The sequence below is a fragment of the Mucilaginibacter sp. PAMC 26640 genome (assembly GCA_001596135.1).
Classification (GTDB): Bacteria; Bacteroidota; Bacteroidia; order Sphingobacteriales; family Sphingobacteriaceae; genus Mucilaginibacter.
In genome coordinates this window covers 1,133,621-1,158,405 of sequence record CP014773.1, presented here as the reverse complement: position 1 = coordinate 1,158,405, position 24,785 = coordinate 1,133,621, and the positions used below count along the sequence as shown (strand labels likewise).

Below are 24,785 nucleotides of genomic sequence, written 5' to 3'. Positions count from 1 at the left end.
ATAGATGAAAATGAATTTAAGCCATTGGCGCGAATTGGGAGCCGTTTGGCTATTTGCCGCCAGTGATAAAGGTTTGAAACTTAATGCCCGCACCATTAATAGCTTTGAACGTTTTTCCTCCATCATTGCTTTCGCTGCTTTGGCCGATAGTAGTTCTTGCGTTGTTGCTGTAGGAAACGCCGAAGCAGCCAGCTGTCGCCTCAGAACTGATAACTATCACAAATCGTTCTCCTTTTTTAACTTTCAAATTTGGTAGGATAGCAACGTTTCTTGCCGACCAGCCAAGCGCCGCGTCCGGTATGGTTGTTGAATATAATGCCGTACCCGCTGGAAGATCAAGTTCGGTGGCAGCATAAAGAGCCATGACCAGATCCTTGTTTGGGTGGTTGTTTTTAAAAGCTGTTACTGTTATCTTAGATAGGGTTCCGTTTCGTTTTGCAGTGAAAGCCTGGGCTCTTTGAAGCGAACGGACAATATCACATTTGGCAAAGAAGTTAGCATCACCCGATGTATTGTCAAGTCCGGGCCGATCAGCAGGCTTTGCGTATTTCGGATGCTGGTACACTTCGGCACATTTTAAAGGGTTAATGGAGCCATCAGGGGCGAAGGTTAATGGCGCCCAGTAATAGTTGGCCAATGCTTCGTTTTTAGCCGCGTTGTTCCAAAGGTCACTTCCATATAGATATACGGTCTGCGCGTTAATCTTAATGGTCGAGACAAAAGAAGGCTGTCCGCCGCAGGAGTTGTCGCTTATTCTTTTACCCGCTGACCAGGGCCCAAGCGGTGCTGTCGCTGTTTTATAAGAGGAGCCTGTGCCCGAACAATAGCCGCAATTCGGGTCGGAATAGACTATATAGTATACCCCATTACGCTTAAACAAACCGGGTGCTTCGGTATCTCCTGAAGTTACCGATTTTACTACTTCACCCGTGCCTGTAAGGTAGTCTGCACTTAATTTTTCAATTACTATGGCGCCTTTGGCACGCCAGTCGGTATAAGCCAGGTAAGCAGTGCCATCGTCATCAACAAAAGTATCATGGTCGCCGTTATTGAGGCCAGCGGCAGGCATATCGCTGTTGACCGCCAGGTGCGGCTCACCAACCTCGTTAAATGGCCCTACAGGTGTTTTGGCTGTAAAGACACGATAGCCAACAACATTATCATACACGTTTATCCAAAGTACATATAAATGCGTTTTGGCATTATAAATAACATGGGGCCGAAAGCAGCCATAAGTTTTACCGTCGCAGCGAGATTGCCAGATGGGTGTTTTAGCGTCAAACAAAAAACCGCGGTCAGTCCAGTTGTTCAGGTCTTTAGAAGCGTAGACCTTAAACCCGCAAAAAGGCGCCTCTTTATTACCCCATTGAAAGCCACAGTCGTAACTGGTGCCATACAGGTAATAAGTTCCTTTGAAAAAAGCAATTTCACCATCGTGGGCATCTATTGCATCCCCGGCCGCACTAAACCGGATAGCTTGTTGGCCGTCCCGGCTGAAATTAGTGATCTGGCCAAAGGAGGATAAGCTACAAAGCAGGATTGCTGAGGCAACGACTGCCTTTTTAAAGGCAAGGTATCTGGCGAATATTTTATTGTAGATCATGGTTTCTTTTTCGGTATTCAGTAGGCGTTAGACCGGATTTTTCTTTAAATATTGTGGAAAAATAAAAGCTTGATTCAAAGTTTAGCACTATGGAAACCTCCTTGACTGGCACGTTGCTGTTGCTCAGTAATTCTTTTGCCTTTTCTATTTTAAGTTGGAGGTAGTACTGGCCTGGCGATAGTCCTGTATAATTTTTAAATAGTTTTCGAAACCAGGAGTAACCCACGTTAAGTTCCTGTGCTGCCTGCTCCGCTGAGTAAGGGTTGCTGATGTTAGACCTGAATAGCAAGCGCGACCGGTTAATAATATTTTCATCATCCTTGGTTTCTACCGCATTTTGTTTAATAATGGCATAGCTGGTACCTATTAAATGCAGAACAGCGCCCGATATGAGCGGTTGGTAACCCGGGCGCTCCTGTTTGGTTTTTTCAATAATGCAGTTATACAAGTTGAAAATGCTCTCGTTAAACCCAATATACAGGCACGGTGTATCGCGCTTTAAATAGCTTGAAATAAGTAGTTTATCTATAATTTCCCCTTTAATACCAACCCAGTATTCGTCCCAGCCTGTTTGATTGTCCGGTTTATACCGGTGCCGCTCATTAGGAAAAAGAACGATGAGCGTGCCGGCTCTTACAGTTGTTTGCTTAACACTTTCCGACTCAAATATCCCCTGGCCCTTGGTAATGTAAATAATTTGATATTCCTGTAATATCCGCCAACTGCTCCAATTGAAGTTATGATGCGCAGGGTGATTCTCAAATGGGTAGGCCTTGGATGCTTCTATATGCGTACACCCGGCGTTGAGAACAGTTAGTCCCCAATCCTCGTCTTCCTTACTAACAGGCAAATACTTGTAAAAATTTATCATGTATAACCAAAATCAGTGAAGCAATACCGCCTAACGGTTCGCAAATGAATTTATTAAAAATAGCTAAACCGGGTCTACAATTAGTGCAAAGGTGCACAATGCGATGGTTAAATAAAATTAGGGATCATTTTCAAGCTTTTAAAGATAATGTCAAAAACCACAGTCGAAATATCAAAATATTAATTTGAGAGCTAATGTATAAAGTGCAGCTTAGTTGTGAAAAAACCGTATCTCATTTATCCAATGTTCTATTTATGCAAGAGTGGTGATTGGATATTGTTGAGGCAGCCAACCAAAGCAATGGTGGGAATACATGGCGGATATAATGGAAACAAACCCTGACAATTCTCCCGTTGCAGCGCCTTTGCAGGGGGGTTTTTATTTGGCATAAATACTATTCGCGCAACAAATTGAAATGTGCGCATGCAGAACTTTAGACAATCATTTAAATGGATATTAAATACACTAAACTTAGGAACTACCTATTGCTATTCGGATGTTTAGCTTGCTTTTGGCCGCCAGCGAATGCGCAGCCGCGCCCCTCGAAAAGCGCATTCGAATCGCCGCCTGACCAGTACAAACCTGGCGTTTACTGGTATTTCATGGATGGCAACATGTCGGCCGAAACTATCACAAAGGATTTAGAATCGATGAAGAAGGCGGGTATCGGTAATCTTATCTTTTTAGAAGTGAACGTCGGTATCCCGAGCGGGCCGGTGAAGTTTTTGAGTCCGCAATGGACTACGCTCTTTGTGCACGCCGAAAAAGAAGCAAGGCGCCTGGGTATTGAAATTACGCTGGGCATAGGCCCGGGATGGACCGGCAGCGGCGGCCCCTGGGTGAAAGGCAGCCAATCCATGCAGCATCTGGTAGCCAGTGAAACCACAGTCAGTGCGGGTGATAAAACGATAGTTTTACCCGTTCCGCCGCCGCGCAAACCATTCTTTGGCGAAGGCGGACTAAGTCCGGAAGTAAAAAAGGAATGGTTGGCCTACTATCAAGATGTTGCTGTGCTGGCCTACCCGGCAGGCAAAAAAGCCCAGCCCTTGAAAGACATCGACGAGAAAGCATTGTATTACCGTGCGCCATACAGCTCGGGTGTGGTACGCTCATACCTGACTTCGCCGGCAGCTGATAATGCGACTGGCCCGGCGATAGCAAAAAACACAATAATTGATCTGACCGGAAAAATGCAGGCAGATGGTAAGCTGGACTGGACGCCCCCGGCGGGTAAATGGATAGTAATGCGCTTTGTGAGCCGCAACAATGGTGCTATTACCCGGCCCGCCCCGGTGCCAGGCCTGGGGCTGGAATCTGACAAATTTGACACCATTGCGCTGGACGCACATTTAAATGCCTACGTAGGTAAACTGCTCAGCAAAATAGGCAAGATAAATCCGGCACAGGCTGGTGGGCTCAAACGCCTGCATATGGATAGCTGGGAGATGGGAGCCCAAAACTGGACCGGCGTGTTCCGGAAGGAATTTCTTAAAAGGCGAGGTTACGACCCTTTAAAATACTACCCGGTTTACCTGGGCAATGTAGTAGGCAGCCTGCAGGAAAGTGAGCGCTTTTTATGGGACCTCAGGCAAACCTCGCAGGAGCTGGTGCTGGAAAACCATGCCAGCCACGTCAAAGCTTACGCAAAACGGCACAACTTGCTTTTGTCCATAGAACCATATGATATGACACCAACGGCTGATCTGGAACTGGGCGCTGTAGCCGATATACCTATGGGCGAGTTTTGGAGCAAGGGTTTTGGCTTCAATTCTACTTATAGTGTAATAGAGGCCACTTCTATAGGGCATGTAATGGGAAAATCGCAAGTGCCGGCCGAAGCTTTTACGGCACAGGATAATGAGGGCTGGAAACAACACCCCGGCAGTATGAAAAATCAGGGGGATTGGGCCTTTGCAGCCGGTGTGAATAGATTTGTGTACCACACTTTTCAAAATCAGTTCCTGGCCGACTCTCTTAAACCAGGCGCGACCATGGGGCCCTATGGTGTACATTGGGACCGGAGCCAAACATGGTGGCCAATGGTGAGCGCCTATCACGATTATGTTTCGCGCTGCCAGTACTTACTTCAGCAAGGTCGTACCGTAGCAGATGTGCTTTACCTTACACCAGAGGGTGCTCCCCACGTGTTTGTGCCCCCTTCATCTGCCCTTACCGGCGACACCATTGGTGACAGGAAGGGTTATAATTTTGATGGCTGCTCGCCAGGCCAATTAATGAAAGCCACGGTGAAGGGCCACAACATAATATTTCCAGGAGGCGCTGAGTACCGCTTGCTGGTGTTACCTGTTTTCGAATCGATGACACCGCAATTGCTAGCCAAAATAGGCAGCCTGGTTAAATTAGGCGCCCTGGTAGTCGGCAACCCACCGTTGCGGTCGCCAAGTTTGGTCAATTATCCGTATTGCGACCAACAGCTTGTAACGATGGTAAAGCAAATTTGGGGCAGCACAGCGGTTCCCGATGCCATTAGCCGACGCAACTATGGCGAAGGCACCTTGATTTGGGGCAGCGCAATAGCCAAAAACCAAGATCATCTTTACCCGCAATATGCTGTTACTGCCCAGATTTTACAGCATGAAGGTATCCCGGAAGATTTTGCGGAGGATGGCGACCTGCGCTATACCCACCGTACCGGTACCAATTGGGATATTTACTTTGTCTCCAATAAAACATCCCGCCAGGTAAATACCACAGTCAAGTTTCGCAGTATAAAAGGCTCACCCGAACTATGGGATGGCATCAGCGGTAAAACATCTCAGATTACAGAATTTAAAACCGGTAAGGGAACTACAGAAGTGCCTATGCGACTGGCACCCTATGCAAGTGCATTCGTGGTATTTTACGGCGGTAATAATTGGAACGCTGCTACAGTAAATGATACTACTGCTACCACATTACTCACCCTTAACGGGTCCTGGAAGGTAAACTTCGACCCTCAATGGGGCGGCCCGGCCAATACAACATTTGATACACTTGACGATTGGAGTAAAAACGCAAACGATGGAATAAAGTATTACTCCGGCACCGCAAACTATCACTATCAATTTAACATGGAAAAGATGCCTGCCGGGCCTTTATACCTGGATCTGGGTAAGGTGAAAAATATGGCGCGGGTAACGCTCAATGGTCATGATCTTGGCGTTATCTGGACTGCGCCCTGGCGGGTTGACATCTCATCTGCCCTGCTTCCCAATAACAATCAGCTAACAATAGATGTGGTAAATCTTTGGCCTAACCGACTCATAGGGGATGAGTACAAACCCGACGACGGTATAATTGATGGCCGATGGCCTGATTGGTTATTGCAAGGCAAACCGCGTTCCAGTGGCAGGTTCACCTTTACCAGCACGCGCCAATACAGCAAAAACTCGCCCTTGCTGGAGTCAGGGCTAATTGGCCCGGTAACAATAACCGGCCAAACTAACCATAAATAGAAGTTCGAAATGAAAATACAAACAAAAGTAAAGGCCGGGTTATTTGGTATTGGGCTGGAGGCATATTGGGAGCAGTTCACCGGCTTAAAAGATCGTTTGACAGGATACTTAGATATAGTGGCTAAGGGCATGGAGTGCCTGGATGCCGACATAATAAATATTGGACTGGTTGATACCCCGGAGAAAGCGTTTGAAGGGGGCAGCACATTCAGGCGCGAAGACGTCGATATCATTTTCTTATACGTATCTACTTATGCACTGTCAGCCACCGTAATTCCGGTGGTCAGGAAAGCCAATGTGCCAGTCATCGTGTTAAACCTATCGCCGGAGGCAAGCATAAACTATGTTGCTTTTAATAATATGAGCGATCGAACCGCAATGACAGGTGAATGGCTTGCCCATTGTTCCTCCTGTTCGGTACCCGAAATAGCCAATGTTTTTAAGCGCTGCAAAATACCATTTTACCAAATTACGGGTATGCTTACCTGCGATGCGCACGTTTGGAATGAAGTAAATGACTGGATAGATGCCGCCCGAGTGGCACGCACAATGGCCAGCAACAGGCTGGGCTTAATGGGTAATTATTATGGCGGCATGATGGATATCTACACTGACCTCACCCTGCAGTGTGCAACTTTTGGTGGCCATATTGAAATAATAGAAGTGGACGAACTATCGCAGCTGCGAGAAACCGTTTCGGAAGACGAAATAACAGCAAAACTGACAGAGATAGCGCATGAGTTTGATGTGCAGGCTGATTGTTCAACCGCAGAGCTCCACCGGGCTGCTCACACCGCTGTTGCGCTGGATAAGCTGGTCAGCCGGCATCAACTGGGATCGCTGGCGTATTACCATAAAGGAACAGGCAATGCGGCCAATGAGAACACAGTGAGCTCGGTTATCCTTGGTAATTCTTTGCTTACAGGCAGGAACGTCCCTGTGGCTGGTGAATACGAAATAAAAAATGCCCAGGCCATGAAGATAATGGATAGCTTTGGCGCAGGAGGCTCTTTTACAGAATATTACGCCATGGATTTTAATGCCGATGTGGTATTGATGGGCCACGATGGACCCTGCCATCCGGGTATAGCCGAAGGAAAAATAAAAGTGAAACCGCTGCAGGTATACCATGGTAAAGTGGGTAACGGTTTGTCGGTAGAAATGTCCGTAACTTACGGGCCGGTAACCCTGCTTTCTGTTGTAGAGGCTGGTAATGGCGAACTTAAATTACTGGTTGCCGAAGGCGAATCTGTGCCTGGTGAGATTTTGGAGATAGGCAATACTAACAGCAGGTACCGTTTCAGCATAGGGGCAAGGGGCTTTGTTGAGGCCTGGAATGCACAAGGGCCTGCCCATCATTGCGCCATCGGCCGGGGCCACGTTGCCTCGAAAGTAAAGAAGCTGGGAGAGATCTTGAAGATAGCCACCGTCCAGGTGTGTTAGTTTGGCCCGCCTCATTAGGCTTTCCTGAATGAATTAAAAACTGAATACATCCAAACACATCGCATGACTAAAATATTGCTAAGCGTAGCCTGCCTGTTGATCATTAAAATGGGTGTGGCACAGCCCCAGCCATCCGGGCTAACCGTAGAGAATTTAAAAAATCCTAACAGTATCGACGCAGCTGTGCCGCGTTTCAGCTGGCGGATGGCCGAAAACACGAAGTCAGATTTCGCTCAAACAGCCTACGAAATAGTGGTAGACACCGTTAATCAAGCGGAGGGAGCCAAAGGTGTTCATTACTGGTCGACAGGAAAAGTGGTTTCGGATGAATCGATCTTTATCAGCTATAATGGTAGGGCCTTGAAATCAGCTAAGCGTTATTTCTGGCGCGTGCGTGTATGGGATCAAAACGGAAAGGCATCGCAATGGAGTGAAACTGCCTCCTGGAGAATGGGCTTGCTCTTGCCGGCAGACTGGCAAGGCAGTTGGATAGGCTCGCCCGGAGCGGATTCTGTTAATGGACCGGCTATCTTACTCCGCACAGAATTTCGCGTAAATAAAACAATACGCGAAGCCACAGCCTCCATTACATCCCGGGGATTCTATGAAGCTGCCATTAACGGGAAAAAAATTGGTAACGGTTTTTTAACGCCCGGCTGGACCAGCTATAACAAAAGGCTGCAATATCAAACTTATGATGTTACGGGTTTGCTGCAATCCGGACAAAATGCACTTGGTGTAAGTTTGGGCAGCGGCTGGTACCGCAGCCCGCTTGGCCCTTATACTCCAAGGCCAAATTTTTATGGGAAAGAGCTGGGGCTGTTAATGCAGATTAAAATCAGCTATACTGATGGTACAGCGCAAACAATCGCTTCGGATGGCAACTGGAAATCAGCAACAGGTGCTTTGCGGATGGCAGAAATATATAATGGCTGCACGATAGATATGTTCCTCGATCAAAAAGGCTGGCTGTCAGCCGGCTATAACGAAGCAAAATGGCAACCGGTTAAATTACTTTCGTATACCAAAACCAACCTGATCGCAACGTATAACGAGCCCGTAACCAAGCATGAAAGCTTTAGGCCGGTCAAAATTATTACAACCCCAAAGGGCGAAAAGGTGATTGATTTTGGGCAGAATCTGGTGGGTTGGGTTAAGGTGTCTGTAAAAGGCCGCGCCGGCGACTCTGTTAAAATAGCGCATGCGGAAGTGCTGGATAAGGCTGGCAACTTCTACACAGAAAACTTAAGGGCAGCAAAGGCAACAAATACCTATATTTTAAGCGATGAAGAACAACATAGTTTCGAGCCGCAGTTTACATGGCAGGGCTTTCGCTATATTAAAGTGGAAGGAATAAAAGGCGCTTTAAATCCTGCTGATTTCGAAGCTATAGCCATTTATTCTGATATGCAGCCTACGGGTACTTTTGCATGTTCGGATCCCATGCTGAACCAATTACAGCACAATATTCAATGGGGCCAAAAAGGTAATTTCCTGGATGTGCCTACAGACTGCCCCCAAAGGGACGAACGCTTAGGCTGGACGGGTGACGCACAGGTATTTGCGCATACCGCAGCTTTCAATATGAATGTACATAACTTCTTTGTTAAGTGGATGAAAGATGTTGCCGCGGATCAGTATAAAAGTGGCAGTATTCCGTTTATTATTCCGGATATCTTTACAACAAACGGCAGCGAAGTAGGTGGGGCAACCGGCTGGGGTGACGTATCCACGATAGTGCCATGGAATATTTACCAGAGCTATGGCGATATACGGATACTGAAAGATCAATATCCAAGCATGAAAGCCTGGGTAAATCATATGCAAAAACAAGCCAAAAACAACCTCTGGGCAACAGGTGAGCATTTTGGAGACTGGCTTTTTTACAGCGTGAATAACGACCGGGATGGCTCATCTGCCATTACCAACAAGTACCTCATTGCCCAGTGCTTTTATGCCCACTCCACCCAAATACTGGCCGACGCGGCCAAATTGCTGGGAAATAAAGCCGATGCAGCCTATTACACGGCTTTGGTGCAAAAGATAAAAACTGCATTTATAAACGAGTACGTTACGCCCAATGGCCTTATCTCTTCTGATACCCAAACCGCATATGCGCTAGCGCTGCAATTTGACATGTTACCAGAAAATCTCAGGCAGCAAGCCGCAGACCGGCTCGCTAAAAATGTAGCCCGTTATGAAAACCATTTGACCACCGGTTTTTTGGGTACGCCATACTTGTGCCATGTATTAAGCCGGTTTGGTTATGCTAGTGTCGCCTATAAACTGCTATTGCAAGATACCTACCCTTCCTGGCTGTATCCCATAAAAAAGGGGGCAACTACTATCTGGGAGCGCTGGGATGGTATAAAGACCGATGGAACCTTTGAAGAATCTTCGATGAATTCTTACAACCACTATTCCTACGGCGCCATTGGCGACTGGATGTATCAGAACATTGCCGGTATCCAGGCTGCATTGGCCGGCTATAAAAAAATAATTATCAAGCCGGTTATCGGTGGTAACCTCACCTGGGCCGAGGCCACTTTTGAAAGCCCCTACGGGTTAATAAAAAGCAGGTGGCAGTTAGCAGGTGGCAAACTCCAGCTTCATGTTTCCATCCCGCCAAATACCACTGCCGAGGTGTTTGTGCCGAATGCTGGCGGTACAAATTATGAAAAGAAAAATGTGAATGCAGGAGCGTATGATTTTACAAGATAATAGACGCATCTGCACTTAGTTTGCTGGTAAATGGTTATATACCCGTTGATTGAATTGTTGTTAAGTATGGCACGATTTATTTACAGGTGTGGATATTTCCGATAATGACCATGCGAATCCGTGGTCTTTTAAAGATAGAAAGCGTCAACAATTTTACATGCTGCGAGTTAAAACTTAAACTAACAATCATATCGTCGGTGTTGATGAAGGATTAAAAACTGCGGCAACGAGTACGCTTGAATAAAGTACTGGGAGATATCATGGATTTATAATGTAGGCCAAAGGCGGATAAGCTTAGCCGCTAATTAAATAAATACCTGATACCACATTGAATTGAATAGGTAGAACCAAGGCTGACATCGTTTCTAAAAGTTTCGGAGACAAGTTTGCCACCTATGGTAGCCATTTGAAAGTTTGGTTTTGTTGTACCGTTCGGTTGTACAAAATCGAGGTTTGTGGGCACCAGTATGGAACTGGCATTAACCAGCTTATGCACGCCCCAATTAGGGTTTAGCAAATTGCAAATGTTAAAAATATCAAGTGATAACTGCAGCGTGTGCTTTACCGCTTGGGTGTTAAGTATGAAATCATGACTAAATTTAAGATCTGTCTGGTTACGCCATGGTAAAACAGCACCATTGCGCTCTGCGTACTTACCTTTACGGGTCTGCAGATATCTGTCCTGGTCTAAATATCTAAAAAAGGCCTCGCTTTGCTGTTGTGCTGTATAAATAACCTTTCCTGACGATGACGAAGTAATGGGAACAAATGTTATTTCAGTAGGGTCTTTAGGTACATAAATTAGCGAACGGTTAGTACCGTCATGGGTCAGGTCTTGAGAGTAAGTATATGAAAACCGGCCATCAAAAGCACCTTGATAAACCAACGTAACGCCTAACTTAAATTTCCTTAAGTATAAATTCTGATAAGTAAAGGTAGCCACAACACGCTGCGGGCTTACATACCCGGCATAACTTAATTCGGCCTGGTTAATGCCATTAACACTTGGTGTAGCGTTCAGTGCCGATAGGGTTTGGTCGCCATCGCCGTCATTATAGCTTTTGGCCATACTTTGTATAAAGGCGGCTGTAAACCCAAAGCCTTTGCGGAACTTTTTTTCGATTTGAGCCGTAACGGACCAATAATAACCTTTGTAGGTATTGTCGACTACGACAGCATTCAACGGTGAACGGCCGGCTTGATCAGGCAGGCCCGATGAATTGAGCGGATTGATAAATCGTTGGTTTGCGGCTGCAGGGTATACTAACCTGTGATCTGGGTAGCCGGGAATATTCAGCGGCTGCGGATCAACTAAATTAACATCTTTAAAACCGATTGCATAGATATCTTTATTATACAGCGCCTCAACCGAGGCAATTATCTCACCAGGTAAACGGGCATCTACTCCCATGCTAACCTTCCAGGTTTGAGGCATTTTAAAATCTTTAGATATAACACTGATCAAAGATGGTAACGTTGTTCCCTGTGCCGGTAAAACTGTAGGTGAAAAGTGTTGCGGATCACGGTTGAAAGGGCCAGGCGTATTTTGTTTACCCTGCCAGGTTTGCGTAATTTGCTGCATACCCGAATAGCGTGCCTGACTGATGATCCATACAAACGGAATACGACCGGTGAAGATGCCTGTTCCGCCCCTCAATCGCCAGTTTTTTTGATGATCCAGGTATAAATTGAAGCCCGCACGTGGCGAAAACAGAAAGGTGGCTTTAGGCAATTGCGAGGTACGTAAATGCTGCCCCCCGGCAAAAGTTAAACTTGCGGCAAGCGGGTTTTCAATGAGCGGCTCCGGAAACACCGGAAGATCTACCCGTAAGCCTGCTGTAAAACTAAAACGGTCATTCACTAAAAAATGGTCCTGGGCAAAGGCTGACACATTAAGATAATTAAAGCTGTAAACGGGCTGCTTCATTCCGGGCACGGTTGAATAGGTCAACGCATAATCAACCGGGTTTTGTCCCTGTGTAAAATCTTCCCATGAGGCAAAGGTATAGTAGCCCGTTCCAAATGGCATATAGGTGTTTTTGGTATTGCTGTAATCGGTTTGTATGCCAGCCAGCCAGTTGTGTTTTTTATGGTTCCAGCTTAGGTGGTCTGTAACCGATACAATACTAACATCACGGCTATTGCCATAAGTAAAAGGCTCGTAGCCAAACGACGTAAAAGGTACCCCATCCTTCAGTATGTCAACAAACGGAAATATGGCGCTTTCTGATTCACGTGGTTCGTATTGGCGGGTATAAGAAGTGCGTAATGTGTTGAACAGGTTTTTTGCTGCTTTGAAGTTCCATTCGGCAGCAAGTGAATAAAAGTTGGATCGCGTGCTGAAATTTGAGTTACTGAACGGAAGTGCGTTAGCGTTCCTCCGCCCCATGCTTGCGGGGTACGAAGGCAATGGGCTGCGCGACCCGTTAACTAATTCGGGGCGGGTGCTGTTAAGTTGATTATACCTGATGCTGAAAGTGTTATTATCGGCAATATTCCAGTCAAAACGTGCAAGTAATTTTACGCTCGTATTTTTGAAGGCGATATTCTTATACTGGCCGGCATCATATTGGTAAGTTGTGTTTAAATAATTACTGATATTTTCAAGTTCAGTAACGGTTGGCCGGGCAGTATTTGACGTTACACCGTAAGGAACATTGATGGTAGCTGCAGTTAATGGTTGCGGATCGTAGCGTTCTTCTTCAAATTCGGCACTTACAAAATAAAATAGCTTGTTTTTAACTATAGGGCCACCTAATCGGAAGCCGTTTTGATAATAATTGGAGTTTCGCTTTTCTATGCGGTCATTTCCAACGCGAGAACCATTGAGGGCCTGGTTACGAAAATAACGATAAGCCGACCCCTGCAATGCATTGCCTCCTTGCCTGGTAACTATATTAATGGAGCTACCTATAAAGCCAGACTGCCAGATGCTGTTATAAGGGGCAATATTAATAGATAATTGTTCGATGGCATCCAGCGAGATAGGCTGGGCACCGTTACCGGGCAGGTTATCGCCTACGCCAAAATTGTTGTTAAATTCCGAGCCGTCAATTGTAATGAAATTTTGACGATAGTTTCCCCCTGCAATTGATGAACCGAATGATTGTGGTACCAGGCGTACATAATCATTGATACTGCGTTTAATGGTAGGCAGGGTATGCAGTGTATTTGGGTCTATTCTCAATCCGGGCTCTGTTCGCTGCGCACTCAGGGCGTTTTTTATGGGATGCGCTGTTACAGATACCTCGGGAAGCAGCATTGGCGCGCTGTCATCAAGAACGATGTTTAAGATCCAGGGCTCATCAAGTCGCAAAAAAATATCTTTTAGCGTATAAGTGGTATATCCAGTGTGACTGATCTGTAGCTGGTAGGGGCCGCCGGGTTTGAGGTCGGGCAGCGTGAACCGTCCGTCTTTATTCGTAGAACATCCGTACTGCGTACCCGTAAACAGATAAGTTAAATTAACGGTGGCTCCTTCAATACTAACTTTATTTTGGTCGCAAATAATTCCTGATAAGCTACTTCTGGTAGTTTGGGCAATTAGATACCGCGGTGTTAAAACCGATATCAGGATTACAATGAACCAAAATTTGTTCATGTTAATTAACTAGGTAGTGATAAGTAAAAATATATGCGATAACATTTAGTTTAAATAAAGGGTGGATAGCTGGTATGCACCCACCCTTTATGATTTTATTATTCTGTTGTGTTTTTACGGCTGGTAACCAGTATTCCCGGGTATAAAACTCCATCGGGCGCAGTAAATTCAATGCCCAGTAATTTAGCGGCTACAGGCGCAATATCCTCCAGGCCAATAAGTGGCAGGCTAACTCCCTTTTTAACACCAGTTCCGGCTACAATAAAGCCGGTTTGTATGTGCTGAAAATCGGGGAAGAAACCATGGGTACCGCCAGATGCGGCTCTGACAGCATCACCTGTAAGTGCACTGCTCATGGATACTCCCTCAACCGGGGCCAATGCCAGCGCTACATTCGGATCAGTACCGATCCGGTCCAATTCTGCCCGGTTAACTACACGGAACAGTTTCTTTTGCGACTCAGGCAGAGCATTTAAGATGCCTTTCACCTTTGCAATGGTTTGCTGATCTTTGGCATCTTTCAACATCAGGAATGCAGCAGCACCCGAGGTGTGAAACTGTGCCTTCCATAGTGCTTTATCGCCATTTTTGGTATAGATGTTATTTTGAGATAGCCATACATTAGGCGCCAGCGCAGTGTGAACATTAACAAAACCATGGTCACCCGTTACGATCACCGCCGTGCTATCTTTTATGCCAGCCTGCTCGATGGCTTCTAAAATGTTGTTAACCGCGTGGTCTGCACCTGCAATGGCTTTCCGTACGTGCTCACCGTCTCTGCCCTCGCCGTGCTCAGCATGATCAACCGCAAAAATGTGGAAGGTCAGCAGGTTTGGCTTATATTTTTTAATAATATAAGCTACCATACGACTCCCGTTTTCATCAGCCGATGAATAATCGCTGCTTAGCTTTTGGGCATCCAGCTTGCCGGTTGCTTCCCTTTCAATCTCTTCGAACAATCCTTTAGGCATTGCATTTTCGCGCTGAGGAGCTGTACGTTCCACATTTTTATCAAGCGACCAGTATTCGGGGATGTTGTAATCAACCTTTGCCCCAACAGATACCGGCCACATCACTGAAGCTGTTTTTAAGCCGGCCTTCCCCGCTGCATCCCAAAGGGTTGGCACCTTAATAGAGCTGGTTTCCCAATACCAACGGCCGGTTGCACCATCAGGTTCAAACGGTGAGTTGTAGTAAATGCCATGTTTTAAGGGCTTAGCGCCAGTTATAATGGTGGTGTGCGACGGGTAAGTAACACTTGGGAATACACCACGTACGCCATCTGCCGAAACACCTTCGGCTACCAATTTGTGCAGGGTTGGCGTAGGCCATTTATCCTCGCGATAGAAATCGGGTCTGAAACCATCAATACTGATGATGATCACATGTTTGGCCTGCTGGGCAAAACCTTGTGCCGAAACGGCCGCGAATATGATTGAAAAGAATAATTTTTTCATGGTAATTGTTTTTTAGAATGTATAGCGGGCTCCTAGTTGTATCTGGTATGGCGTACCACCAGCGGTTGTTACGCCTACATTTTCGTTTACACGATAGTTGTATAGTTTGGTGGTTTGGTTAAAGCCGGTTACGGTTAACAAGGTTTGCTGACCCAAATTATAATTCACACCGTTTTTCTTGTTGAGCAGGTTTGCAAAGTTGAATACATCTACAGACACGGTAAGTGCATTCTTTTTGTAAAACTTGAAGATTTTGGCTAATCTAAGATCAATAGTTCCCGAGAACGGATTGCTGCCACCATTACGGTCTGCAATTTTGCCTAAACTCTTTTTGATATAATCTTTAGCGCGGTTATCCGGGTTATTCAGCACTTTTTCCATCGAGGCTTTAACGGCGGCAGAGGTATTGGGGTCATTTGGATCAAATACAAAAGCCAAATCGTTATCGGTACTTGGGCCACCCACAAAGTCACCGTTGATGTCGGCATCAACAGTTAACGAGTAGCGCGTTCCTCCTGTACCGGTGTACCGGCCGCTTAAAGAGAAACCTTTCCAGGTTGGCGTAGAGCCAAATACAACTACTTTAGTTCTAAACTGATTGTCCGAGTAGTTTAGCTCGGTCAAGTCACGGGGATCCGATTTTATTGGGCGGAAAGTTGAAGTGTTGGCTACGTTACCATTATAAGAGGTGTTATCCTTGGTATTGTTATACGTATAGCTGAACGATAGGAAACCATCTTTAAAATAGCGCACATCACCGTCAAATACGATCGCCTGGGAGTTGATTTTGGCTCCATTGGTAAGTTCAAGAGTACGGCCAACCGCCTGCGTTTTACGCCCCTTAACATTGTCAGTGATACCGGCCGCTGTGATGGTTGCTGCCGGAACAAATACACCGCGGTTAGCTTCGTTTGATAAAGTAAAATATGGCTGATCTACCAGGTTGCGATCTAAATAAACATAATTGTTTTTCGTGTGGCTTACTAATAAGTTTACGCCCAAACGCAGCCAATCGCCAAACAGGTGGTTGTAGCTTAAGTTGGCTTTGTAAATGGTTGGGATCTGCAGGTTAGGATCGTTAAGATTGATGGTTGAAACCGTAGGTGCGCCTGCGATAAGGCCCGGAACAGTTGATGGATCATTACGGTAAGCCGGGAAATTAGGCACCGGAACTAGATTGGTACCGGTAGCCGGGCGGGTTACATCTATAGAGGCCACTTTGGTGCCGCTGTTTTGAATGTTGTTAACCTGCGCGTAGTTAATAGGGTTTGATGAAAATATACCACCGCCTAAACGGATGATATCTGTTTTCTTACCCTGCACATCCCATGAAATTTGCATACGCGGCTGAAAATTATTCCAATCAGTAGGGTTGTTATTGGTTTTTAAACCAAGCGTTTTATCCACAGCCGGGTTATACTCTCCAGCATTAAGATAACTGGTTAAATCCCAGCGCAGGCCAAAGCTTGCACTTACATTTTTAACGGGTTCAAACTGTACCTGGCCAAAAGCCGATAAATTCAATACATATTGCTGTACCGATGGAATACCGGCAAGAGGTACCTCGCGTACAAAACGCGTTGGGTTCAAATTATCAAATTCCTGAATACTGTTGAAAAGGAACCGGCCATTTTGCTCATTAGAAATATAGGTATTCAGGTAAGTCAGCGTGTTATCGGTTCCGAAGGTAAAATTGTATTTGCCTTTTGTAAGGTAACTGGTGTTCACCAATTGTAATTGATTTTCTAAATCACTTTCTGGTGTAAAACGCTGACCACCTAGTTGTACCGATGTGCTGCCTATGGTACCGTTTGGCAAGGTTGAGCGTACAGTCACAATTGCACGTGGAATATTAGCCAAAGGTAATTGGCTGTTAGGCAGGTAATCGCGTTTGGCGGTTTGGAACTGCAGTTTTAATTCGTTTAAGAATGTAGAACTGAACTGTGTACGTAACGATGCCAGCGTGGTGTTCTCATGCGATTTAAAATCACCATAAACTTCAAACAGGTTGATACTGGAGTTATCATCGGTACTGTTAGGGTTGTTCCAGTCACTATAATTATTACGAATGGTCAATCTGTTTTTGTCATTAAGCTGCCAGTCGATACGGGCAAATAAAGTGTTGGCAACCGTATTACGCGGAAATTCGCCTACTTGCGGACTGCTAGCCAATCCGTATTTTTGCTGACCTATCCGAACTACGCTATCCAGCATTCCTTTACTAATACGCAAAGAGATTGCATCTGCATCGGAACGAATATCGGCGATTTGGAAGGGTGCGGCCTGGTTTTGACGGTCGAAAGCGGTAAAAAAGAAAACTTTGTTTTTAACAATAGGACCGCCTACCGCAAAACCATATTGGTTAGTCGTAAAATTTTGCACTCGTTTGTTACCTCGTGTATCGTATGGACTGGCCAGTGCATCAGACCGGTAGTAGTCAAAAACCGCACCGGTAAAGGTGTTTGTACCAGATTTGGTTACAGCACTTACTGTACCGCCACCGGAACGGCCTTGGGATACATCATAGATATTGGTTGACACCTCGAATTCTCGTATGGCTTCGAGAGACAATGAATAAGGACCGCTGCCTACTGCACCCGATGTAAGGTTACTGCGCGCGCTGGTACCATCAATCAAGTAATTGGTTGATGACGGCAACTGACCCGCAATGGAACCACCATTTGAGGTTGGCGCCAGCGATAACAGGTTGGTGAAATTCCGGTTAAGCGCCGGGATCTGCTGAATAGTACGGGAATTAATAGCTGTACTTCCGCCTAAACGGTCGGTACGGCTATTGAGCCCGTTAGCTTTTACCACCACTTCGTTCAAATCAGTTGAAGTACTTGACAAGTTGAAGTCAACCACCAGTTTATCACCCTGATTTAAAGAAATTTCGTTCTTAATCTGCGTAGCTGCACCTATATAAGAAACTTTAACCGCATACTGACGACCTAATGGCAATTGGGCAAAAATATAGCGGCCCTGTGCATTGGTACTACTCACCGCACGAAAACCGTTAGTCTCATTTTGAATGGAAATGGTAGCGCCGGGTATAGCTGCGCCTTTGGCATCTTTAACCAAACCTGATATGGAGGCATCGGTAGACTGGGCGTAAAGATTGCCATTTACTAATAACATAAGTACAATAACCGGGAGGAATACTTTTTTTAAAATATTTATTTCCTTCCGGTCTTTTAATAATTGAATAAAAAGGTGCATATTGAGTTGCTTTAATTAAATTTTGATAGAGTTGATTAATAGCCCTGGCTGCTACAGCCCTGACTTAAGCCGGAAGTGCGCCAACACTTTCGGCTTTTGACGTTATTGAAACTTTATTTCATAAGCGGGTTTTGTGGGTTAATGGTTAAGTGATAGTTCTCCAGTTTGTAGCTCACGCCCGTTTTAAGCGTTAATTGCTGAAGGGTCAAGGCAAGATTATGATGGTTAAGGGTAACCGTATACTGTTTCCTATCATACTCAGGATGAGATAAACTAACTTTAAGGTTGTAGGCGCGTGCGAGTTCCTCTCCGATGGATCTTAAGTTAAGGCCGTCAATGTTGATGACACGACCGGCAATCCATGATAATTGGGGTGGAATAGCGGCTTGTGATATTGCCAGCTTTTTATTCGCGGAATTAAACTTAAGTATCTGGCCTTTTATCAGGCTTTTACTCAAAGCCACGTATTGGCCGTTTTCACCAGCCACACCAACGCTTACCATGCCCGAGGCCACTGCAACTTTATATTCTTTTTCGGTATTATATGCCCTAATGTTGAAGGCTGTGCCTAAAACGGTTGTTTGGAAACGCCCGGACAGTACTGCAAAAGGGCGATGAGCATCGTGCTTTACTTCAAAATAGGCTTCGCCCTTGTCAAGGTATACTGTACGTTGCTTGCCGGTATTAAATGATTGGGCAAACCTTATCCGGCTGGCCGAGTTTAGCCATACCCGCGTTCCGTCATCAAGCAAAATATTTTTGATCTGTGCGTTCTGGGTAGTGATGGTTTGATACGTAAGCTGTTGTACTACCAAAGCCTGTTGCCTGTTCTTTAATACCAGAATTGCTGTAACCGATAGGACAGCTGTTATACATGCTGCCTTTAGCCAGAAAGAATTGTACCATAACCTGCGCACCTGCTGATCATTAATACGCCGGTTTAGTCTTTCGGTAAGCTCAGTGTGTATCCTGCTTTCATCTGCCAGACTGCTAAAAATATCGTTGGCAGCATCTTCATGGTGGCTACTGAACCAGTTATCAATTAGTTGTTTGTCAATATTAGAGAGGGTACCGTCTTGATACCCGGCAAACAGCCGCTTAATGAGAGCGTTATTCTTTATCTTCATTCATACATATAGCGCCTGAAACGCTAAAAAGTACTTTAAGCTAATGTTAAGCTTCCGTTAATCTTTTACGATCAACTTGAGCACTAAGATCGATAGATATAATAACGAACCCTGTTCAACGGAATGTCTTAGCCGGCGCAAAGCTTCAGAAATATTATTTTTTACAGTTTGTTCGGATAGTTTGAGTTCGGCAGCGATATCTTTAATGGATTTGTCTTCAAAACGGCTCAGTTTAAAGCATCGCTGCATATTCAATGGCATTCTGGAAAGTTCGGTATCAACAGCTACTTGTACCTCGCTAAACAACAGGCGATCATCGCTGTTAGCAGGTGCTTGCATATCATTAAGCAGTTTATCAACACCTTCAAGCCGGACCTTATCTTTTCGAAAATTGCTCATCACACTGTTTTTAGCAACGGTATGCAGATATGGCAGAAAAGATTCAGAGGTATACAATTTTTCGCGATTATTCCAGATGTACATAAATACATCCTGTACGATATCCTTGCTCTGGTCTTCGTCTCTTGTTAAACGAAAAACAAAAGCATATAAAGATTTCCAGTGTCGGTTAAAAAGAATTTGGAAGGCATCCGGATTCCCGATTGCTATTGATTCAATCAATTCCTTGTCGGTACTATTCATTAGTAATTTAGACAGGCAAAGATAGTTTAAGGGTGTTAAGCCATCATTAAGGTAGTGTGGTTAAAACAAAAGACCGGGTTGTTACTTAAAGCCGACCTTTCCGGCCAAATTGATTTTCGGTTTTTGCCTAATGACCAATTGCAGGCGCGATATTTTTTGTTTTTAGGAGCAAATTGATACGAATAGTCGAAAGCTTGATACGAAAAGATGTTACTGTAAGATGCCGGTCGCTTAATTTTACCGGTTCAATTATCGAACTTATTTTATATGAATCAATTTATCAAGTTAAAGTTTTGGGGCTTGCTGTGCTGCGCCTTCGGCGTTGGCCAGATCCAGGCGCAGGACAGAAAAGCACCGGCATACCCGTTGATCACACACAATCCTAATTTTAGTATATGGTCTAACACCGATCAGTTGCAGACATCTACTACCGCTCATTGGACGGGTGCAGATCAGTCTTTGCTTGGCCTGATCAATGTGGATGGCACAATTTACCGGTTTTTGGGTAAAGAAGAAGTAAAGTATAAAGAGGTGCTAAGCGCATCCGATGTAACACCTTATACCGTAAAGTACACTGAAACGGTACCTCAAGGTGACTGGCAATCGGCAGCCTATGCAGCAGGCGACTGGAAATCAGGTGTTGCACCTATCGGGGATAATGCCAGCCTTGTAAAAACAACCTGGAAATCTCATGACATTTGGGTGCGGAGAATATTCTCGTTGGCAAACCCTTCCAATATCAATGACCTGTTTTTAAAGATCAATCACGACGATAACATTGAAGTGTTTTTGAACGGTAAGAAGGTTTATGAGAAACAAGGCTGGACCAGCACTTTCCAATATTTTCCGATCAGCAAAAATGAACTAAAAACGGGGCAGAATATTATTGCTATTCATTTGCTAAATACGGCAGGCGGCAGGTACCTTGATTTTGGCCTGGTTGACAAACAAAAAGATAATGCCGATAAGATGCAGCTTGCTAAGCAAAACAATGTGGATGTTACGGCCACACAAACCATATACAATTTTTCATGCGGCAAGGTAGATCTTAAACTTACTTTCACATCGCCGCTTTTGATGAGGGATCTTAACGTGTTATCGCGCCCCGTATCTTACATTACTTATAAGGTGCAAGCGAAAGATAACCAGTTGCACGCGGTAAAAGTGTTGTTGAGTGCATCGTCAGACATTGCTGTTTATCAACCTTCACAGGAAGTAACAGCAAAAAAATATACGACTGATAAATTAGCGATCTTAAAAACAGGTACCGCAGAGCAGCCAATTCTGCAAAAAGGCGCTGATGACATGCGGATAGACTGGGGATATTTTTATGTTGCGGCACCTAAATCCAGCCAAGCAGTGCAGTTTATTACCCAAGGCAGCGCCGCTGCTGATGCCTTCAGAAACGGTTCTACTGCTTCTTCTGCTTCCCGCGGAAAGTCGTTGTCTCTTAATACTGTGGTTACCTTTGGTAAAGTTGGTAAAACTGCAGTCGAGCGTTTCATTGAACTCGGTTATGACGAAATATATGCTATTCAGTATTTTAAAACTAACTTGAGGCCATGGTGGAATACATCTGGCAAGGCAACTATGGACGGGCAATTAACCAGTGCCTTAAGCGAATACAAGGCTATAATGCAGAAATGCGAGGCCTTGAACAAGGAAGTTTATTCTACGGCACTGAAATCGGGTGGTGAAGATTACGCCCGTTTGTGTGCACTAGCCTACCGGCAAAGTATTGCGGCCCACACATTGATAAAGAGCCCGAAAGGCGAAGTGCTGTGGTTATCTAAAGAAAATAACAGCGGTGGTTTTATTAACACGGTGGATGTTACTTATCCATCTGCGCCACTTTATCTTATTTATAACCCTAAATTGCTTCAGGGCATGCTAAACGGTATCTTTTATTTCAGCGAAAGCGGAAAGTATGCGCACCCATGGGCAGCACATGACCTGGGTACTTATCCGCTAGCTAACGGGCAAACTTACGGTGAGCCTATGCCGGTAGAGGAATCCGGAAATATGATCATTCTTACCGCTGCGATAACCAAGGCCCAGGGCAATGGCGATTTTGCCAAATTGCACTGGAAAACGCTTACTACCTGGGTTGATTATTTAACTAAAGAAGGCCTGGACCCTAAAACTCAATTGTGTACCGATGATTTCGCCGGCCATTTGGCGCGCAACGCCAACTTATCGGTTAAGGCAATTGTTGGAATAGCCTGTTATGCACAAATGGCCGAAAAACTTGGTGATTTTGCAACAGCAAAAAAGTATCGTGCCATAGCCGAAAGTATGGTGCCCAAATGGATCGCAATGGCAGATGCCGGCGACCATTATGCCCTCACTTTTGATAATAAAAATACCTGGAGCCAAAAATATAACCTGGTTTGGGATAAGGTTTTGAATTTAAACCTGTTCCCAAAAAAGGTGTATGATACCGAAACTAAATACTACCTCACCAAGCAGAATAAATTTGGCATCCCCCTGGACAGCCGCAAAGCTTACACGAAGAACGACTGGATCTTGTGGACCGCAACCTTTGCCCCTACCAGGCAAGAATTTGAAGCGTTGGTAAAGCCGGTGTACAGGCATGCTATAGAAACGGAATCGCGCGTACCGCTCAACGATTTTTATGATTCCAACACCGGCATCCGCGATAACTTTAAAGCAAGAAGTGTGGTTGGCGGCTTCTATATGAAGGTGTTATCAGACAAGCTAAACGAACAATAACCTAAACCGTTAAAGCCTCAGATCGTAAAGATTTGAGGCTTTAATTATGTACACAAAGGAGCGCATTATCAATTTCTTCCGCAAGCTAAGGGGAACTTATTTGGTCATTTTATAGCTTTCCTTAATCACGGCCTCGTTCACCTCAGTCATCCGTTGGGTTTGCATTTTTTCAACCGCGCGGTCGTATGTTAACACACCATTCACTTCATGTTCTACATCTGTAGTCTGGGTGTAAATGGCAACACTAAGGCCTTTATATTTCATCAATTGTTCCACTTGGTTTAGCATCAGCACATATCGGTCTGTAAGTGCTGTTTGAGTTGCGGAGTAATCATAAGCATTGTTCTCTACCGGCCACATTTGGCCACGGGTAAACAGGCCAACGCCACCAAATTCGCCAAGTGAAGCAGCGCGATTCCCATCGGGTACAGATGCACCGTTGGGCCCAACGTAAATATGGGTATCTACGTAATCACCATTGCCCGGATCGCCATAAGGTTTTTGGTAATCAGGGTTGTTGTTGAAACCGGAATTGCCGTTAACCAGGCGGGATGGATCATACTGCTTTACCCAATTGGTGATGTTTTTTACATCAAAGGCACCCCAATTCTCGTTAAATGGTACCCAGGTAATTATCGAAGGAGAATTGTAATGGTCGTCAATAATGGCTTTTAACTCTTGCCGGAATACTTTACGGGTTTTTAGCGTATCTTCATTTTGGTACCAAATGGCGGGCATATCCTGCCAAACCAACAGCCCCATTTTATCTGCCCAATAATAGAAGCGCTGGGGCTCAGTTTTCATATGCTTCCTGATAAGGTTGAAACCCGCTTTCTTGGTGTACTCCATGTCAAATTTCAGGGCTTCCTCGGTAGGGGCTGTCAGGATGCCATCTGGCCAGTAACCTTGGTCTAGCAGGCCAAGCTGCATGATGAATTTGCCATTGATTAGCGGGCGTACCACACCATTAATCTTTCCGAGCTTAATATCGCGCATGCCGAAGTAACTTTTCACCTCATCCGCAACACGCCCGTCAGCGCCGTATAAGGTAAGTTTCAGGTCGTAAAGGAAAGGCGTATCCGGCGACCACAGTAAAGGATGATCAATCGGTAAATAAAAGTAAGTGCCGGCGGCAGAGCTTGCCTGCGACACTATTTTTCTGCCAGCCAGGGCTGTTGCAGATACCTTTCCGCCGCCACCGGTCATAACCAGCACTTTTAACCGGCTGTTTTCAAGATCAGGCAACAGGCGGATGGATTTGATAAAGGATTTGTTCACCGGCTCGATCCAAACGCTTTGCCAAATCCCCGAAGAAAAAGTATAGTCGCCGCGGGGGCCGTTTTTGCCGGATGGTGCCCGGCCATTGTTCAAATCTTGCGCTGCAACAATAATAGTATTGGTGCCGTTTTTAAGAAAGGGGGTAATATTGAAACTAAACGAATCATAACCGCCTGCGTGTTTACCCGTTTTTTTACCGTTTATAAATATGGTAGCATCATGATCAACTGCACCAAAATGAAGGATGATCTGCTTGTTTTGCCAATTTGAAGGTATTTGAAATGTGCGACGATACCACATGTTGATCTCTTGTTTCCGCTGGATGCCAGATAGTACAGATTCGGGACAATAAGGCACCAGGATCTTTACCCCGGCGGCATCAAATGAAGCCGCTATTTGTGGGTCAAGTGCATCGGGAGCCTCTTTGCCTCCACGATAATCCCATTTGCCGTTCAAACAAAGCCAATCTTCCCGTTGCAGCTGCGGCCTCGGGTATTCAGCTAACGGTACACCAGCCTTGCTAGCCGCTTCCGTCCACTCTGTAGGCAATTGCGCAATTTGGGCGGTGGCTACAACGGCGTTTGTTGTAAATGCAAAAAGACAAAATAGTGTGTTTTTTATTAATTTCATTAGGT

Annotated in this window: 12 protein-coding genes; 4 read left to right on the top strand and 8 right to left on the bottom strand. The window is 45.2% G+C overall.

Annotation, left to right across the window (positions count from 1 at the left end):
* Positions 1-49: 49 nt before the first annotated feature.
* Both A0256_04935 and A0256_04930 read right to left on the bottom strand, forming a co-directional pair.
* On the bottom strand, positions 50-1,603 hold the full coding sequence (locus A0256_04935; GenBank protein AMR30814.1) for a hypothetical protein: 1,554 nt from the start codon (positions 1,601-1,603) through the stop codon (positions 50-52).
* Positions 1,590-2,474, bottom strand: a complete 885-nt coding sequence (locus A0256_04930) for an AraC family transcriptional regulator (protein ID AMR30813.1) — start codon at positions 2,472-2,474, stop codon at positions 1,590-1,592. The genes A0256_04935 and A0256_04930 overlap by 14 nt, the downstream gene beginning before the upstream one ends.
* A 449-nt stretch (positions 2,475-2,923) precedes the next feature.
* On the opposite strand from A0256_04930, the gene A0256_04925 reads away from it, so the two are divergent.
* The 3 genes from A0256_04925 to A0256_04915 all read left to right on the top strand — a co-directional run bounded on the left by A0256_04925 (position 2,924) and on the right by A0256_04915 (position 10,093).
* Complete coding sequence (locus A0256_04925; protein AMR30812.1) at positions 2,924-5,929, top strand: glycosyl hydrolase; 3,006 nt, start codon at positions 2,924-2,926, stop codon at positions 5,927-5,929.
* Between the two features lie 9 nt (positions 5,930-5,938).
* Entirely contained in the window at positions 5,939-7,372 is a 1,434-nt protein-coding gene (locus tag A0256_04920) for an arabinose isomerase (GenBank protein AMR30811.1), read from the top strand.
* Positions 7,373-7,435: 63 nt separating this feature from the next.
* Entirely contained in the window at positions 7,436-10,093 is a 2,658-nt protein-coding gene (locus tag A0256_04915) for an alpha-L-rhamnosidase (GenBank protein AMR30810.1), read from the top strand.
* A 301-nt stretch (positions 10,094-10,394) separates the two neighbouring features.
* Here the strand turns inward: A0256_04915 and A0256_04910 are convergent, their stop codons facing one another.
* From A0256_04910 to A0256_04890, 5 genes are all read right to left on the bottom strand, one after another.
* A complete protein-coding gene (locus A0256_04910; protein AMR30809.1) occupies positions 10,395-13,694 on the bottom strand; it encodes a hypothetical protein in 3,300 nt (1,099 codons plus the stop codon).
* A 98-nt stretch (positions 13,695-13,792) separates the two neighbouring features.
* A complete protein-coding gene (locus A0256_04905) occupies positions 13,793-15,151 on the bottom strand; it encodes an AP endonuclease (protein ID AMR30808.1) in 1,359 nt (452 codons plus the stop codon).
* Positions 15,152-15,163: 12 nt separating this feature from the next.
* The gene (locus tag A0256_04900) at positions 15,164-18,370 is read right to left on the bottom strand and encodes a hypothetical protein (GenBank protein ID AMR30807.1); all 3,207 of its coding nucleotides are present in this window, start codon (positions 18,368-18,370) and stop codon (positions 15,164-15,166) included.
* 113 nt (positions 18,371-18,483) lie between these two features.
* Positions 18,484-19,497 (bottom strand): hypothetical protein, encoded by a 1,014-nt coding sequence (locus A0256_04895; protein ID AMR30806.1) that lies wholly within the window; start codon positions 19,495-19,497, stop codon positions 18,484-18,486.
* Positions 19,498-19,554: 57 nt separating this feature from the next.
* A complete protein-coding gene (locus A0256_04890) occupies positions 19,555-20,139 on the bottom strand; it encodes a hypothetical protein (protein ID AMR30805.1) in 585 nt (194 codons plus the stop codon).
* 267 nt (positions 20,140-20,406) lie between these two features.
* Between A0256_04890 and A0256_04885 the strand changes: the two genes are divergently transcribed.
* Positions 20,407-22,872 carry a glutaminase gene (locus A0256_04885; GenBank protein ID AMR30804.1) on the top strand — a complete coding sequence of 822 codons (2,466 nt, stop codon included), beginning with the start codon at positions 20,407-20,409 and terminating at the stop codon, positions 22,870-22,872.
* 96 nt (positions 22,873-22,968) lie between these two features.
* On the opposite strand, the gene A0256_04880 is transcribed toward A0256_04885, so the two are convergent.
* Entirely contained in the window at positions 22,969-24,297 is a 1,329-nt protein-coding gene (locus tag A0256_04880) for a hypothetical protein (protein ID AMR34429.1), read from the bottom strand.
* Positions 24,298-24,785 lie beyond the last annotated feature (488 nt).

Bases quoted from the DNA above. Each gene is read 5' to 3' on its own strand.
- A0256_04920 (AMR30811.1), top strand. From the start codon at position 5,939: ATGAAAATACAAACAAAAGTAAAGGCCGGGTTATTTGGTATTGGGCTG.
- A0256_04895 (AMR30806.1), bottom strand. From the start codon at position 19,497: ATGAAGATAAAGAATAACGCTCTCATTAAGCGGCTGTTTGCCGGGTAT.
- A0256_04905 (AMR30808.1), bottom strand. From the start codon at position 15,151: ATGAAAAAATTATTCTTTTCAATCATATTCGCGGCCGTTTCGGCACAA.
- A0256_04900 (AMR30807.1), bottom strand. From the start codon at position 18,370: ATGCACCTTTTTATTCAATTATTAAAAGACCGGAAGGAAATAAATATT.
- A0256_04925 (AMR30812.1), top strand. From the start codon at position 2,924: ATGGATATTAAATACACTAAACTTAGGAACTACCTATTGCTATTCGGA.
- A0256_04915 (AMR30810.1), top strand. From the start codon at position 7,436: ATGACTAAAATATTGCTAAGCGTAGCCTGCCTGTTGATCATTAAAATG.
- A0256_04930 (AMR30813.1), bottom strand. From the start codon at position 2,474: ATGATAAATTTTTACAAGTATTTGCCTGTTAGTAAGGAAGACGAGGAT.
- A0256_04885 (AMR30804.1), top strand. From the start codon at position 20,407: ATGAATCAATTTATCAAGTTAAAGTTTTGGGGCTTGCTGTGCTGCGCC.
- A0256_04890 (AMR30805.1), bottom strand. From the start codon at position 20,139: ATGAATAGTACCGACAAGGAATTGATTGAATCAATAGCAATCGGGAAT.
- A0256_04935 (AMR30814.1), bottom strand. From the start codon at position 1,603: ATGATCTACAATAAAATATTCGCCAGATACCTTGCCTTTAAAAAGGCA.
- A0256_04910 (AMR30809.1), bottom strand. From the start codon at position 13,694: ATGAACAAATTTTGGTTCATTGTAATCCTGATATCGGTTTTAACACCG.